The organism is Legionella sp. W10-070, assembly GCF_900640175.1.
In the GTDB taxonomy this organism is placed as follows: Bacteria; Pseudomonadota; Gammaproteobacteria; order Legionellales; family Legionellaceae; genus Tatlockia.
The window spans coordinates 1-16,604 of the sequence record NZ_CAAAJC010000034.1 but is presented as its reverse complement, the minus strand read 5'-3'; the positions used below and the strand labels follow the sequence as shown (position 1 = coordinate 16,604).

Here is a 16,604-nt window from a genome sequence, read left to right as displayed (position 1 = left end):
TTATTATTCATTTTGGCAGTTCTTTTAGTGATTTTTCGACGGCAAATCGTATTTCACTATAGAAACTGCCTTTTTTTCAACTAATTAGAAATTTCGTTCACGGAGCCTAGTGTCTCGTCAAGATTGAATTTTCGGGTATGGCCGCCTGTCTTGCATCCATCTTTACGTGATTTTTTCCGAAAAAATGCTCGAATTAGCCCTGCTAGTCCTGTGCTTTTTTCGGAAAAAATCACATAAATCTGAACGTAACCCAGACGCCAACCCGAAAATTCAATCTTGACGAGACACTAGTTATTGCTTCATAAACATTAGAGTGAACTTCAAAATAAACCAGTTCATGTACATGATATTTTTTAGTAAATCCATCTACTAAATTTTCCCTATGTTCGTAGTTACGTTGAGTTAAATTGCTGGTAAAGCCAACATATAAAGCTCCATATTTTTTGCTGGCAAGAATATAAACATAATATTGTTTTTCCATTTGATGCAGCGTTTTTTTGCAAAGTTGGTAGGATAGGATATCCTAATGAAGCTTAGGATGTACACTGCAAATGGATCCCTGCCTTCGCAGGGATGACAGAGTTATTTTCTTATTAATTTGAAATGAACAAATTCAAATTAATAGCGGCACATTACGAAGCCGATTGTCAGGGGAAAGGGTTCATTTCATTACAACAACCGGCCGCCAAGAGTGCATAGTTCTCCTATGGCTTCAAAGGTGACTTGGATGATGCGTCAATATATTCCTCTTTTACCCTTGATGATTCTGTAGATCCCATATAACCAGGCTGAGATTCTCTCAGTTGTCTAATTTCGTCCTTATATTGTAATTGAGATTTTGGTGGCGGCTGTTTAGATAACAATTTATCATGACCACCTTGGACAAAGCTGATGCTTATCTGATCTCCATCAAATCTTATTTTGAAAGATTGGTCCTTTGCAGGCAAAAAATCAGTCTCTGATATTCGCACCAGTTTTATCTCTTGATCAAATTGCTTGAATATCAAACTATCCTCTCTGATAGACATCTCTATCTCATCGTTATAGGGATTCTTATAATTTCCCATAAATGCTTTCAATGATGAGACGAACTCCTTTTCCGGAGAGGGATTATGTACGGTCTTAAACCATTCTAAACGCCTTTGTTTGGATTCGTCATTAGGTGATAACTCAAGGGCTCTTTCAAAATAACGTCTCGCGTCTTCAAATTTACCTTCAACTTCAGCAACTTTCCCTGAAATCGTTTCTTGCCATCCTGGCTCATCGCTTTGAATATAATGCAAGTGTTTATACAGGGCTTGCATGTTAGCAACAGGGGCTAAGTCAGGAGAGCTGAACACTTGGTTTGCAATACTCATCCCATTTTCCGAATTTGTAAAAAAGGCAGCCCCTTTTTTTGCTGTCAGATTGATAGCAATAAATGCTCGCGTATTAGGGTTTTCACCATATTGATAGGCTACTACCTCATCTTTATTTCTATGGATGTGCCAACCTAAACCACAGGTCATGAAATTATCAGCGCTTGTTGGTTCAAATGCTTGTTTTATGGCGGGGTCATCCATATTCTTTAACCAGGCAGTCATGAATTTTGAAAAATCTTCGCCCGTTGTCAGTAGTGAACCAGCAGCATTAAGACGAGGGTCGCCCACATAGATTGCAGTCGGTTTTCCCAGCTCAGTATGAACTGCTACAATATTCGTGTCAGCGTCTGATGGTGGCAGAAATGTGGAGCGCCCCATACCTAAGGGTCTAAACACATATTCTTGAGCCAGAGTTTCTAAATCTTTACCCATTTTGGTTTCGATGACTTTTTGTAAGTAAAGAAAAGCCTCGCCTGAATAGGAATATCCTTTACCCAATTCCGATGTGGGAGCAAACCTTAGTGTTGAAGATAAACTGGGCCCAAAATTTGGCAACCCTGTAGTATGCGACAATACATGTCGAGCCGTCAGCTCCTTAGCCTTTTTAGGGTATTCACCATCGACTAAAAATCTTTTATATTGCAGAATATCATGTAATGGTTCGTCCAAATTGATGTGTTTATTGTTGGCCAGCTGTAACACTAAATAAGTAAAAACAATTTTGCTAAGGGAAGAGGCTGGAAATCTTGTATTACCATCTACGGTGCTTGCATCAGTATTGGGGAACTGGGTATTTTTTTTACCAACAGCGATTGAAGCACTTACAAATTCATGCTCTTCTTGGGATTCGATATAAGCATAACTCACAGCTGGCACGTGACCGGATTCAATTATTTTTTGTAAGGTAAGTGTAGAGGATAATTTAGGCATTGCTATTGAATATTGCTCCAAATTGTATTAATTATAAACAAAAATTCAAATGCAAGAATAGGGTATTCATTCCCTATTTTAGAATGCCTAAGATGTTTTATAATTGCACATAAAACAGACTGCAGGATGATAATATGGTTTCAAATCACCCAAAACAAAATCCAGATCAACGTGAATCTGCAATCAATAACAATCCTTGTGGCATTTGCCGAGCGTTAGGCTTACCTATATGCAAAGGGCATGGAAGTTCTGGTGGCGGGTCAGGTGACTCTTATGATGATCAATCACTTGCCAAAGGTCAGTCCGTTACTAAAGAACCAATTTCAATTGATTTAGAAAAATCTTTAGGGAAAAGTACTCTTTGGTTAAATTCTGATGATCTGGCTTTTGAATTTAATATCCCAGATGCTTTAATGTCAGTGAAAATTGATATGGAACAAGGAATTATTTCATTTTTAGCTAAGGAAGACCTGTCACAAGATCAAAGTATTGCCCTGCAAAAATTTTTTGAGGCAATAAAGCAAGAATTTAATGAGTTTAAGAATGATTTTTCTGTTGCTGCAAACCAAATGCAGTTAGCCCAGATGGGAAATGGATTAAAAATAACGATTTCAAATCCAAAACTATTCGATGCTTTCGTACAGCGATTACTTGATAGGAATATACTGGTTACCGAGTTAGGACCAATGCCAGGAAAGGGGCGATATAGTATCCCTGAATCGAAACAGGAAACAGAAAATCAGTATAAATCCCCAACTCCATTTGACATTAGCAGTCCAAAGCCATGAATGATTCATAGCTACTGCAAATAATAAGCCAGGGTCTACGGATGAAAATTAAAATAGAATTTAATGACATCGCACTGGTCTATATTTCTATATCCCGTGACTTGTTCGGCATTTTATGCAACAACGCCGGATAAACCGCAGAACGTAGAAGTCAGGATTTTTTCATGCGTAGGCCCTGAATAATAAGCTGGTTTGAATTTAATTAATGCTTAAGAAATTGATCAATATACATCGCAATCATTTCTTTATTGGTACCACATCCTAGTAATTCTCGAATTCGTTCAAAATAGTGTTCGACAGTTCGTGTAGAGAGCCCGAGAATTTTTGCAATTTCTTTTGTAGATTTGCCTTGCATCAGTAATTTAAGACACCTGCCTTGTTGTGGCGATAAATAAATAGGCACATGCATTGTTTTATGAAATATTCTCACTCGATGCCGGGTTTGAACAGTAGACGGTGTGGCATCATTAAAATCAGGCAAAACGATTCGATTTTCTGGCGACTTGGCTTCTAAAATAAGATCTCGTGCAATTAAATTATAATTCTCGATAAAATCATGTAGCAATTGACTATTATTAATAATCCAATGCAAAAAATCATGTTCATCTTGCTCAAAAAATAATGAATAAAGGTGTTGGTAACCCGCTTCCCGGGAAACTATATGCACTGAATTTTTTCCATATTGCTGACCGAATTGCTTTGCTACTTTAACCATAATCGGCATTAAGACAAAGCAATCCTTAAATTGTGTTTCCAATATTTTATTGAGGTATACACCCTCTTCCAGCGTTCTTCCTGAATCATCTGTACATAACATAGGAATTTTATTGCGCTCATAAAACCGCATAATCTCCTTGTTGTTAACTAACATGGTGATTTGACCCTGCCCATAGGTAATATCATGCATGAAATTAGTTAAACCATATTGATGGAGCGGCTTACTTATCTCATTGATAAATTTAGCTGTTGCGCTAGAAAATGTTGAATATTGTTTCGTTCTCATAGCCACCTCTGTATAGATTTTAAACTATTGGTGGTTTCTTGTAAAACTCGATTTAGCCATTTTCGTTCCTACAAATCACCGCGGCATCGACCGCGGTGTCCATAGTTAATCATATGAGCAACGCCATCGGTGATTTTTAGTTTCAGGTTAGTGTTTATCCAGGTTTACAGAGCTAGAGAAAAGGGCATTAAATCAGGCTGATGAGGCATCTCAACAGCCTGATTTAATGCTCTTCTTCAGATAAATGCACAGAAACTAGTACAACGTTTCACTGATTCTGTCTTAACTTCACCTGAGAGATAGATTCCCGCCTGCGCGGGAATGACAAACTGGACAGATTCAGTGAAACGTTGTACTAGTCTTTTTCTGATTTTTTTGGCGCTTTCATCCCTTTTTCCCGTGCTTTTGACAAGCCAATTGCGATGGCTTGCTCGCGGCTCTCAACTTTTTTGCCGCTTTTACCGCTATGGGCTTTGCCTTCCTTATACGCCCGTACTTCTTTTTCTACTTCTTTTTGAGCGGCTTTGCTGTATTTTCTTGTCATGACTCCTCCCTGAATTTATCTGGTTGGATAACTATAATTATAGAACAGGCAAGAATCCGCTGGCTGATTAATGATGTAAATGATAATGTTTGCAGCGAACCTTTGTATTTCTTATTGGCCCTGAACTCAAATGATGTAAAATGAGAAAATTTCTGGTGTTCGCTATGATTTCATTATTAAAATTCTTTAACGTCTATGTTCCTCAAGAATTTACAGCCATTCTAAATGAGGTTAGGAATTAATTAAGCATCAATGCGCTTCATCCCAGTCATGACCGGTTCCAAGCGATACCTGGATGGGTACGGATAATCTGACAGTGTTTTCCATTAGTTCGCGAATAGTCGAGGTGGCTGTATCAATGATGTCTTTATGTACTTCAAAAATTAATTCATCATGAACCTGCATAATCATTTTTACGGATTGATTTGTTTGTGCAGATTGCCATTTCGCAATCGCCAGCATCGCTTTTTTTATAATATCGGCAGCGGTTCCTTGCATCGGGGCATTAATAGCCATTCGTTCTGCAGCTTTTTGTCGCACCAGATTACGGGTGTTAATCTCTGGCAAATGAAGCCGACGGCCAAAGATCGTTTCTACATAACCTAACTGATGCGCCTGTTTGCGGGTGCGCTCCATGTATTCAAGAACGCCTGGATAGCGATTGAAGTAAGAGTTCATATAATACTGGGCATCCTCACGTTCAATGCCAAGCTGTTTGGCCAGGCCAAATGCCGACATGCCGTAAATCAAGCCAAAATTAATTGCCTTTGAACGGCGGCGCTGCTCATGTGTTACCTCATCCAAAGGTATTTGAAAAATCTCACTTGCAGTTGCCGCATGAATATCCCATCCCATGGCAAAGGCTTTGACTAAATTTTCATCCTGAGAAAGATGGGCCATGATACGCAGCTCAATCTGGGAATAGTCAGCTGCCAGCAACAGATGATCCGGGGGGGCGATAAATGCTTTACGGATTAAGCGTCCTTCTTCCGTACGGATCGGAATATTTTGCAGGTTAGGTTCGCTGGAAGATAAACGGCCTGTTGCAGCCACTGCCTGATTATAGCAGGTATGGACGCGCCGGGTGGTTGGGTTGATACATTTAGGTAAGGCATCAATGTAGGTGCTGACTAACTTGCTAAGACTGCGGTACTCAAGAATGACTGCTGGCAGTCGGTAATCAAAGGCCAGTTCCTGTAATACTGATTCGGCAGTAGAAGGCTGGCCTGTCGGTGTTTTAGAGACCACAGGCAACTTTAATTCCTCAAAGAGGATCTCTTGTAACTGCTTGGGAGAATTTAAATTGAAAGGTTTGCCGGCTAATTGTACCGCCTCTGTTTCCAGCTCCTGTATTCTCAATTTCAGCCGTTGACCATGTTTGGCCAGCGTCTCTTTATCAATCAGCACGCCCCGGTATTCCATATCGGCAAGGACGGTTAACAGGGGCACTTCAATTTCCTGCAGGACCGTTTTTAATTTATCGTCCAGCATTGGAAAAAGCTTGTCGTGGAGCTTCAGTCCAATATCGACTGTTTCTGCGGCATAAGGCGCCGCTTTTTCCACACTGATCTGATCAAAGGCTAATTTTTTGACTCCCTTGCCAGCGACCTGTTCATAACCAATAGTCTTATGGCCGAGGTATTTCAGAGACAATGAATCCCTGTCATGCTTGCTGGCACTGCTGTTTAAAACATAAGATTCAAGCATGGTATCAGAGACGATACCCTGTAAATCAATGCCGTAATGCTTAAAGACATTATAGTCATATTTTAAATTCTGCCCTATTTTACCGATTTGAGGATTTTCCAGTACGGGTTTGAGCGATGCTAATACGGTTTCCTGAGGCAGTTGGTCGCTGTGGTCTTGATGAGCCATTGGAATGTAAACGGGTTGCATTGCTTTCATTGTAAGGGCAATACCAACAATTTCGGCATCCAGGGGATTAATGTCATTTGTTTCCAGGTTAATGCAAACCAGCTCGGATTGGTTTAATTTTTCCACTAACCGTCCAAATAAAGCCTCATTATTGATGAGTGAAAAATCGATAATGGCAGACGGGGGAGTACTGCTCTCGGATTGCCTTCCTTCGTCGGCTAATAAGTCTTTTAGCCAGCCTTTGAATTCCATCTCCCGTGTAAGTTCGATAAGCTGCTCACGGTTTGGCTTCCTGGCAGTTAAATCAGACAGGGTGAGAGGCAGGATTACATCGGTTTTAATCGTGACTAATTTTTTTGACAAGGGTAGATAATTGAGGCTTGAGCGTAAGTTTTCACCAATTTTGCCGCTTATATTGGCAGCATTAGCCATCAGATTATCAAGAGTTTGATATTCCTGCAGCCATTTCGCTGCGGTTTTCGGTCCACATTTACTGACCCCGGGGATATTATCCACGTTATCCCCAATCAAGGTCAGGTAATCAACTATCTGTTGAGGAGTTACACCGAATTTAGCCTTAACCCCTTCGATATCCAGGATTTGACTGGTCATGGTATTAATTAATGTGACATGCGGGTTGACTAGCTGGGCTAAGTCTTTATCGCTGGTGGAAACCAGCACTGATTGCCCTTGCCTTGTCGCTTCCTGGGTGAGGGTGCCAATGACATCATCAGCCTCTACTCCCTCAACGATAAGGATGGGTAAACCCATTGCTTCCAATACAGTTAATAAAGGCTGAAACTGGCAATGTAGTTCATCGGGCATGGGAGGGCGATGTGCTTTATAGTCTGGATACCAATCATCACGAAAGGTCTTGCCCTTTGCATCAAAAACCACAGCAATCTGTTGAGGGGCATAATCCTTGATTAACTTTTTTACCATGTTTGCTACCCCATAGATTGCCCCCGTTGGCTGTCCTTTAGAGGTCACTAGTGGTGGTAATGCATGAAAGGCACGAAAAAAATAGGAGGATCCATCAATTAGAATCAGTGGTGTAATCATTAATTAGTCTCTTGCTCTGCTAACCGCTTGCCAAGCTCGCTCACCTTATCGCTTAAGTTTTTCAAATTTCTACGCATTAAAGGGATTCGGGTTACGGACAATTCCTGTTCGATAGCCTTGTCTTTAGGGCGGGCAGGACTGCCTAAATAGACATTGCCTCGTTTCAGGTGTTTTTTAGGCGGTACCCCCGCACGCGCGCCGAGGATGACCTCATCATCAATACGTACATGATCACTGACACCGACATTAGCCGCAAAAATGACGTTATTGCCGCTGGTAGTGCTTCCTGCAATACCAGTGAAGGCACAAAGAATATTATGCTTGCCTAATTTTACAGAGTGGGCAATCTGAACCAGGTTATCAATTTTAGTGCCCTCACCAATGATTGTTGCGCCGAGAGTAGCCCTGTCAATCACTGTATTGGCGCCAATTTCCACATTATCTTCGATGATTACATGACCAACATGAGGGACTTTCAGATGCTTGTTATCCACATAAGTATAGCCGAAACCATCAGAACCGATGACTGAAGAGGCATGGACGCAGACCTGGGAGCCAATCTGGCATTGGTCATAAATTGTGACATGCGGATGAATTGTAGTATCCGCCCCGATTTTTACATTAGCGCCGATATGAACCTGGCCTTTTATCACGCAGTTATCCCCAAGACTTGCCCCTGCTTCGATTACTGTATAGGGGCCGATGGTAATATTTTTTCCTAAAAGGACATCTTCGGCGATGATTGCGGTGGGATGAATGCCGGGGGCTGGCTTTTTAGCTGGATAAAAATAATCAAGCAATTGAATAAATGCTTTAAAAGGATTCACGACTTGAATGACGGGTTTTGTGTGGCTGATAATTGAATGACCAACCAGAATTGCCGCTGCCTGTGAGTTGTTTGCCAATTGCAAATTGTCATCACCCTCAGCAAAAACCAGTGAGCCGGCAACAATATTGTCGATTGGTGCCAGCGAAGAGATTATTGTTTTTTCATCGCCAACTACAATTCCACTGATTAAATGAGCTATTTCATGCAGCGAAGCATTCATCAATTTACCTTATTTATGCAAAATAGTGCGATTATACTCCGATGCTGCTTTAGTTGCGAAGCATTCAGGCTAATTTTCTCTGTACATGACAGGTTTTTTTGTCATATACAGAGGCTAATTTTGTTAAATTGGTTATATTGAAGTCATACTTCATACGCGTCTTAGCAACAGAGCCGCATTAGCTCCGCCAAAAGCAAAATGGTTGGACAAGGCAATATCGATTGGCTTTTTGCGTGCTTTATTGGCCACATAATCCAAATCACAGTTCGGATCAGGATCCTGCAAATTGATCGTTGGCAATAAAATATCATGTTGTAAACTTAAAGCCGTGGCGATGATCTCCATGGCACCTGCAGCACCAATTGCATGCCCAGTCATTGCTTTTTGGGCAGTAACCGGTATCTCATAGGCTCGCTTGCCAAATACGGTTTTAATCGTCTCTGTTTCCACTACATCATTTAATTGGGTGCCTGTCCCATGGGCATTAATGTATTGGACATCGCCAATGGCCAATTTGGCATCATCCAGGGCTGCTTGAATCGCACGGACCTGGCCTTGCTTGTCAGGGGCCGTAATGTGGTAAGCGTCACAGCTGGAGCCAAAGCCTATTATTTCAGCGTAAATGGTTGCCCCGCGCGCTTTGGCATGCTGCAGCTCTTCAAGAATCAGGATTCCTGCGCCATCTGCCATGACCATCCCATCCCGGTTCTTATCGAATGGGCGGCTTGCCAGGGCGGGGTTTTCATTCTGGGTAGACATCACCCGCAGTTTACACCAGGCTGCCATAATCGTTTCCCATAATAAGGATTCTGTCCCGCCGCATATTGCGAGCTGGAGGTTGCCGCCGGCTATTTGCTGGTAGGCGTTTCCTATGGCTTCCGCAGAAGAGACGCAGGCATTGGAAATGGTGGAATTAGGGCCTCCCAGGCCAAAGGCAATTGCCACATGATTTGCCACCGAATTAGGCATACCGCGGATGACTGTTAACGCCGGTATTTTTTTCCAGCTTTCAGTAAAGAACGACTGGTAAGCTGATTCAAGTTCAGGAGTACCGCCTAAGCCTGTACCAATAAAGGTACCGGCATAAGCTAAATCTGCCGGCGTAAGACCTGAGCGTTCGATGGCATGATGCGTGCAGTAGAGTGCATATTGGGCCACACGAGGATAGCGTTTGGGCTTATCAAATTCGGGTAAATGGGCCAATGAAAAATCGCGAATTTCTCCAGCAATCTGTGTGGGGTAGTTGGAGGGGTCGTAATTTTGGATGCGCTTTATGCCGCATTGCCCTGCCGTTGCTGCCTGCCAGAACGCTTCAAGCCTGTTACCAATAGAAGAAACAATCTCCATTCCGGTGATTACTACTCTTTTTTTCATTCCCTATCCTCTTTATCGCCACATTTCCTTAGGAAGCGGTGGTTGTTATTCGCAGCTGTCAGTCGATAACCTGGCTTGAAGCATTTTTGTGCCTGACAGACATTCTTCTTGAACGTATGTTAAAGGATATTTACCTTTAATAAATTGCAATACTAAGGGTGCTCTGGAAAATATGTCAAGCCGAATTTGACTCCTTTTTATTCTCGCAAACCAGGATTTGATTCTCGGATAAAATATGGTTATAAAGTGTCCGGATCAATTCATGAGCATGATCATTTTCGTTGTTAGTCGCACTGTTAAACAAAGCGCTGATAATGACTTGATTGCAGGGGACATAAATATAAAGTGCCCGGTAGCCCAGGGTTTCTCCTTCATAGAACCAGTAGCGGCCAATGTCAGCGTCATAAGCCTGCACAACTCCCAAACCAAAGCCGTAGGGTTCATCGGGAGTGGTACTGGTAATCGGTAAGCCGGAAGACAGGGATATTAACGCCTGCATTTTTTCTTTCTGGGCGGCTGTCAGGAGTTTGTCATCAATAAACAGGTGCTCTACCCAGTAAATGATATCTTTACTATTGGCAACCAGAGCGCCTGCTGCCCCTGCCCAGCTTAAATTGTTATCAGTTACGTCCTGTCCTAACAATTCCGGGTTATCATAAACATTATAAGAATAACCCCTGACTAAGCGTTGCAAGACATCCGTCGGGTAGTCGGGTACTGGATAAAACGTGTTCTCTAAATTGAGGGGCTTGATAATTTTATCGACAATAAGCTTATGAAATGGCAGCTTGTAAGCTTTGCTAAGAACCAAGTCCATTATGATATAGCCGGTATTAGAGTAAAAATAGCCAGGCTTTCGCGGGGGATTGTATTGTTTTGAATAAACTAAATTGAGCAACGCTGACTGGCTCCAATATTGCTTTAAGTTCTTGCTCATTAAATAGTTTATTTTGGGTGCATTACTATAATTGGGAATTCCACTTCCCATGTTGAGCAGGCTGGTGAGCGTTAAACTTCCCCAATCAGGATAATCCGCTAAATAATTGCTTAAGGTACTATCCAGGTTAATTAATGTCTCACTCTCGGCCTTCACTGCCAGTGCGGCAGTAAAGGATTTGGTAATGCTCCCTATATTGAACAGTGAGTCAGCGCGAAGGGCAGGGCTTCCCGGTTGATTAGAGACAGTGCCGGCGACATAAGTATTTATTTTGTCTTTTACTTTAATCGATACCTGGATAGCTGAAAATAATTCCTTTTTGGCATACTGGTTAAGATGTTCTTTGAGGATCCTGTCAATAGGGTTATTGGCTGCTTCGTTTGTTTTCAGGGAGGGTTTGGAGAATGCTGCGGCTGTAACAATAAAGAGCAAAAGCAGGATGGATGATCTTTTCATACGCGGCCTTATGGTAAGTTTGAGGAATAAAGTGCTGCCATAACCATGAAACTTTAAACTATCATGGCTATGGGAAGACTTGCAACTAAAGCATAGGGAAAGGCTGCGATTAAAACTGCGGTTGGTGTAATTAATGGTAGCCTGGATCCAGGCTACTACTTTTAAGGAAAAACCGCCAATAAGCAACCTTAGCGTTCATTACCAAAATAAGTATTGTATAGGGTAAGGTAAGAACCATCTTTTTCCATGGCTTCAATTTGCTGGTTGAACTGTTGAATCAGTCCTTTATTTTTAGACAGGCTCATGATTCCAATGCCATCGCCTACCAGCATGGGATTGCCCAGTGCTCTGAATTGGCCTCCGCCATTTTGTTCCCAATAGACGGCGGTTGATTCGTGGACAAAGGCTGCAGAAATGGTGTTATTGCTTAGGGCGGCTATGATGTCCTCCACATCATTATAGTTGGTGCTTTGAAATACATTGGGATAATGCTGGTTAAGGTAGTCTGAAAAAACGCTGCTATCCTGTTCCCCCTTGAGTACACCAATTTTTTTTCCTTTTAAGTCAGCCAGGGAATTGATGCTGCTATTTTTTAAAACCAGAAATGCCCCTTTGCTTAATACATAAGGCAAGCTGAAAATATACCTTGTCCGTCTGTCCGGTGTAATGGTAATTCCACCAATGGCTGCATCAATCTCCCCTGATTCAAGGGCTGGGAATAATTGATTGAAATCCATCGGAACCAACTGGCAATCCAGGCTACAGCGCTTGCATAGCGCATGGATTAAATCAATATCAAATCCTTGATCTAAGGAAATAATAAAAGGGGGGTCAAAAATGACAGTCCCTATCTTTATTTCAGCGTTAGCGGTCGAAACGTACAAAAGAAAAGCAGTGAGTAATGAGAATAAAAAACGGTATGGTTTCATGAGCAGTCCGTTGCTTAATGGTTCAGAGGAACTCTAATCGTTATACCTGTAATTATAATCCACATTCTGTGGCAGAGTATATTTTATTTTACCCCATCTTTGGCGAGGCGGGAGGCTCTTGCTCTACTAAAGGGGTTGCTGAACGCAGGGTTTTATAAATCCTGACTGTTTCTGTCAGCAGCTCATGTAATGATTGACATTGAGCAGGCTTAAAATGAGGCTCTTTTTCTTGTAGGATATATGTACAATTCATAAGTTCCAGCTCAATGAATGGTAACTCTGTTTGTTTCTCATTAGACTCTGAATTTTCCAAGGCACGCAAGTTTTTCTTTATAGCGGACAGCCGTTTTTTCAGGTAATCCGGATCAAGAGCCGTTTTAAATATTCCCCGACGATCAGCATTGACTTGCTGCTCAAGGGTTTTGACCAATTTACGTTGGTATTTGCTTTTGTCCTCAGACAATTCAATGGCTCTATGAAAGGCCTGATACATTCGGGGACGCAGATTCATTTTTTCAAGGCAGCGTGCAAATTGGTAATGTTCTTCAGCTGTAGTTAATCGCTGATAGTGCCGCTCTGCTAAATTCATCAAAGATTGCTGATAAAAGGGGGATAATCGATGATAAATCTGAGGTGCATAATCAATGAAATTTAGAGTGGTGGCATTAATAGAATTCAATATGCCTAAGGGATTATGAGCCTTAACTGCTTGTTTTAAATATAATGAAGGCTTATCTGTATCATCCGGGTCACGGTAAATTAAAGAAAGCAAATTATTGGCAAATCCATTCCCTTTCGCCGCCAGGGGTTTAAGTAGATGCTTGGCAGCAAGAATATTCTGATTCGTGCCGATTCCCCAATATTCACAACAGGCATAAAGGTAGTCTTGATTAGGGTTGGATTTTTTCGTATCCCTGATATATTCAGCATCCTTTGTGGATATTTTTTTAGTTTGAAGAAGCTCTGTCATTAGAACTAAAGCGTATTCATCGCCTTGCAGCGCTTTTTTAAGCGTTTTACTGGCCATTAGTCCTCTCTAAAGTTTGATTTACCAAATGACAATATTGTAGCACTGTGACCAATAAAAAACCAAGTCAATGTATTTATCAAAGTCTTGTAAAGTAGCAGAGTTTGATAAATACATTGACTATGGACACCGCGGTCGATGCCGCGCTGATTCGTATGCTATGAAAATGGCTAAAGTCGAGAATAGGTAACGCCGCTAATGAACCCTGTGGGCTGCCAATTAAATAGAACAATCGTTTTTCTTTTCATAATCATGCTGTGGCTCATCAGAAAAGCCAGTGCATATTTGCTCAATTCGCTGAATAAAAAACGCACCTTTGCTCTTCTTATAATTATCAGAAAAAATAGCCATTAATGTGCGAAACAGGAGATATAGGAACGTGTCATTACGATGCGTACTTAATGCAGTACGTGTCGCCTCGCCAGTTAGTTTTTTATTAAAAGCCGCGGTTATGTCTTCAGGGCGCTGCTGTTTTCCGGAAACAAGCATGTGGGAAAACTCTTCTATCAACTTTCGTTTCTGATGTAACAAGTCCTCTTCTTCCTGCTCCTCCGATAGTCTATTTTCCCTGCCTAAATGCTGGCTGTATTGCTGTAGAGCCTGATTGAAAAGCAATAATTTTTTGACCTGCCTTGCCCAGGAAAGATCTTGAGGTTCGGTGCTCCAGGCGTTATTGACTATGGCAAGCACATTATCACGTTCTACTTCAGAGGTTGCCTCACGCAGAAATTGCAATAGCAGGGTCTCTGCTTTTAACAGGGCAGTATGATGATGGATTACCGTAGTTAATTCGTTGACAGTTTTGGGTATTGCCGCTGAAATACAAAACCAGGGTTTTGGGTAAAACAAGGCTGTTTCAATTTCCTTCTGCAAGCTGCTATCTGTCTTTTTAAGCTGGGCTGTATAATCTAATTTAGCGGCATGTAACTGGAGTTTTTTTTGTAATAGCCCCTCTGGTGCCAGATAAGTTTGATAAATATGAAGCAGGTAATCTTTGTTCGTTTCTGTTTCGATAAACTCATCATTTAACAGGTAACGGCTTAACTCTGGAGCAGCATAAACCAGTGCACAGCCAATAAAAACACGGATTTTTTCAAAAGGATTTTGCAAGGAAAGCGTGATAAGAGGGGAGCCAATTATTGCATGATCCCTTTTTTCGCCCGACTCAGGGGGAAAATTGAATGAATTTATTTCATCCACCAGGGGATAGTAGTTTACTGCTAACTGCTTCCGGGCTTCGGCCTTGTTATTATAGGCGACGATATCGAGCATGCCTCCTTTTGCGTAACCCTTTCTTTTGGGATCTGCTCTGGTGAGAATATAGTCTTCTGTCGTTTTATAAGTAGATGAGGTTGACAGGCGATAGTTGCCTAATGGCGCCATTATCAGATTCTGTATCTCAGGCTCCAAAGGCCAGTTCCATGCCTCATGCGAAGTAACACCATTTAAATCATAAGAAAGTTTATTTCTGGTATTGACATCAATCCCTGAGCAGAAAAAATCAGGGATTAGCTGTATTAACTCTTCCCAGCTATTAGCAACATGTTTTAGCAGGCGATGGAGGTTAGCCCAGTCTGTTGCTCTGAGTGTTGCATAAAAGGCATCAAGGTGCCCGCAAAGGCTGTCGATTACATAGTTTTCATTGTCCTTGGTTGCAAGAACCCGCGTAATAAGACCGCCCTTATTGTAATTGCTGCCTGCTAATCGTTGGTGATTTCTTCGTGTGAGCTGACTATGCGACTGATCGATCCTGACATTTAATTCTGACTTGTAAATGACCAGGATATTGATACCCGTCTGGCAATGGATGGCTGTAGCCAGTTTGGTATGGGTTACCATTTTGGGACCGAAAGCATAAAGAAAACCGCTGCCGGCTGCCCGTAATTCTTCCTCCAATAAGTCAAAATTAACTTCCTGACAATTTAAAAAAAGCAAATCACCATCTGATGCCATAAAGGAATCGATAATCTGCTGGACAGTTTGCTGGCCTGCAGAACCGTTACCGCAATTTAGGGTAAAAACCTGAATGGTTAATGCCATGGTAATCCTGTCGAAGTCAGTTTTTCAAAATTAGCAACATGGCAATATTAATGTCAATTCTCTTAGGAGGACTTCCCTGGCTCAGTGGATGTGTTTGTTACCATGTGTATTTCAAATTTGAAGTGCCGCTTTTAATTTCTCAAGAGGAACTATCCAATAGTCGCTGAGGTTTACTATTTTAAAACCGTGGCGGAGATAAAGGTTGAATGCATGATGATTGGTGGTTTCCACATCAAGTATCAGTCTCTTTTGTCCGGAAGTTATTGCATGATTAATGCAATAGGCTAATAACTCACTTCCCCAACCCCGCCCCTGATACTGTGGGAGGATGGCGATATCAGACAAAGTGCTTTCTTGTGTTTGCCAGTGGATATGGGCTTTGCCGACAACCAGTTCATTATGCAGGGCGAGCAATACAGTATAATTGCTGTCATTCAATATCATATGAAAACGTGCAAGCATGTTGCTCTGCTGCCCGGAAAAACAAGCCTCATCAATGGCACATAAGTCAGCAATATCTGTTAGTACTGCTTTACGTATCCGAAGATTTTGAGCAGGCATCAGGATGGGTTCATAGCTATGGCGTTGCATATGTGCTTCGCTGTTACGGTAAGAAAAACCCAGATCCTGTAACCAGTTTTTATCCATTGCTGCTGCTGTAGAAAAAATCAGTGTTTTTATTTCTTTTGCAATCAATAGGGGGAGGATAGTCTTTAATAGCCGACTGGCAATTCCTTGTCGGCGGTGGGAGGGTGTAACCATAAGGCTCACTTCACAGGCATCTTCATAAAAAAAATAAACACTTAAAAAACCGATTAAGCAATGGTTTTCAAAGAGAAGGACATTATTTTCTGTGTCCCGTTTTTGTGTAAGTAAATGCTTGTAAAGAATGGGAGTGCCGCCATCATGGCTATGGCATGCTTCAGTCAAAAGCCCTACTGCGGTTAATTGGTCTTCATCCAATTGATTATTACAAATGATCATAGATTCTTCTTGGTAAATAATTTGCACATGTAAAAGTATTGCACAATATGGGCGTTTATTGCATATTTTTCTTTATTTTAAGAAAATATTTTCCAGTTCATTAGAGTCTGTTGACATTTCAACTTAAGTTGCTCACTTCCCGCGCTTTATGCTTCCAATTGGCCCTAAGTTTTTATTGACAAAACATTTTTGAACATTTCTGCAGCAATTCCTAGAGCTTGAAATCCCAACCACATTGATTTGAT

13 protein-coding genes are annotated in these 16,604 nt (G+C 41.5%); 1 reads left to right on the top strand and 12 read right to left on the bottom strand.

Going from position 1 to position 16,604, the window contains the following annotated elements; all coding sequences use genetic code 11:
• Positions 1–229: 229 nt before the first annotated feature.
• Complete coding sequence (locus tag E1O65_RS11625; RefSeq protein ID WP_133133770.1) at positions 230–481, bottom strand: GIY-YIG nuclease family protein; 252 nt, start codon at positions 479–481, stop codon at positions 230–232.
• A gap of 223 nt (positions 482–704) precedes the next feature.
• Positions 705–2,291, bottom strand: coding sequence for a serine hydrolase (locus E1O65_RS11620; RefSeq protein ID WP_133133769.1), 1,587 nt, complete (start codon positions 2,289–2,291; stop codon positions 705–707).
• A gap of 134 nt (positions 2,292–2,425) precedes the next feature.
• On the opposite strand from E1O65_RS11620, the gene E1O65_RS11615 reads away from it, so the two are divergent.
• Entirely contained in the window at positions 2,426–3,079 is a 654-nt protein-coding gene (locus E1O65_RS11615) for a hypothetical protein (RefSeq protein WP_133133768.1), read from the top strand.
• Positions 3,080–3,281: 202 nt separating this feature from the next.
• On the opposite strand, the gene E1O65_RS11610 is transcribed toward E1O65_RS11615, so the two are convergent.
• The 10 genes from E1O65_RS11610 to E1O65_RS11565 form a co-directional block, all read right to left on the bottom strand.
• Positions 3,282–4,082 carry a LuxR family transcriptional regulator gene (locus E1O65_RS11610; RefSeq protein WP_133133767.1) on the bottom strand — a complete coding sequence of 267 codons (801 nt, stop codon included), beginning with the start codon at positions 4,080–4,082 and terminating at the stop codon, positions 3,282–3,284.
• Between the two features lie 355 nt (positions 4,083–4,437).
• The gene (locus E1O65_RS11605) at positions 4,438–4,626 is read right to left on the bottom strand and encodes a DUF6496 domain-containing protein (RefSeq protein WP_133133766.1); all 189 of its coding nucleotides are present in this window, start codon (positions 4,624–4,626) and stop codon (positions 4,438–4,440) included.
• Positions 4,627–4,875: 249 nt separating this feature from the next.
• Positions 4,876–7,563 carry a DNA polymerase I gene (polA, locus tag E1O65_RS11600; protein ID WP_133133765.1) on the bottom strand — a complete coding sequence of 896 codons (2,688 nt, stop codon included), beginning with the start codon at positions 7,561–7,563 and terminating at the stop codon, positions 4,876–4,878.
• Entirely contained in the window at positions 7,563–8,612 is a 1,050-nt protein-coding gene (gene lpxD, locus E1O65_RS11595; RefSeq protein WP_133133764.1) for a UDP-3-O-(3-hydroxymyristoyl)glucosamine N-acyltransferase, read from the bottom strand. Before lpxD ends, polA begins: the two co-directional genes overlap by 1 nt.
• A gap of 150 nt (positions 8,613–8,762) precedes the next feature.
• The gene (locus E1O65_RS11590) at positions 8,763–9,986 is read right to left on the bottom strand and encodes a beta-ketoacyl-[acyl-carrier-protein] synthase family protein (protein WP_133133763.1); all 1,224 of its coding nucleotides are present in this window, start codon (positions 9,984–9,986) and stop codon (positions 8,763–8,765) included.
• A gap of 175 nt (positions 9,987–10,161) precedes the next feature.
• A complete protein-coding gene (locus E1O65_RS11585) occupies positions 10,162–11,379 on the bottom strand; it encodes a serine hydrolase domain-containing protein (RefSeq protein WP_133133762.1) in 1,218 nt (405 codons plus the stop codon).
• A gap of 188 nt (positions 11,380–11,567) precedes the next feature.
• Positions 11,568–12,308 (bottom strand): transporter substrate-binding domain-containing protein, encoded by a 741-nt coding sequence (locus E1O65_RS11580; RefSeq protein ID WP_133133761.1) that lies wholly within the window; start codon positions 12,306–12,308, stop codon positions 11,568–11,570.
• Positions 12,309–12,396: 88 nt separating this feature from the next.
• Positions 12,397–13,335, bottom strand: coding sequence for a hypothetical protein (locus E1O65_RS11575; RefSeq protein ID WP_133133760.1), 939 nt, complete (start codon positions 13,333–13,335; stop codon positions 12,397–12,399).
• A 219-nt stretch (positions 13,336–13,554) separates the two neighbouring features.
• Entirely contained in the window at positions 13,555–15,375 is a 1,821-nt protein-coding gene (locus tag E1O65_RS11570; protein WP_133133759.1) for a hypothetical protein, read from the bottom strand.
• A 111-nt stretch (positions 15,376–15,486) separates the two neighbouring features.
• The gene (locus E1O65_RS11565; protein ID WP_133133758.1) at positions 15,487–16,359 is read right to left on the bottom strand and encodes a GNAT family N-acetyltransferase; all 873 of its coding nucleotides are present in this window, start codon (positions 16,357–16,359) and stop codon (positions 15,487–15,489) included.
• Between the last annotated feature and the right edge of the window lie 245 nt (positions 16,360–16,604).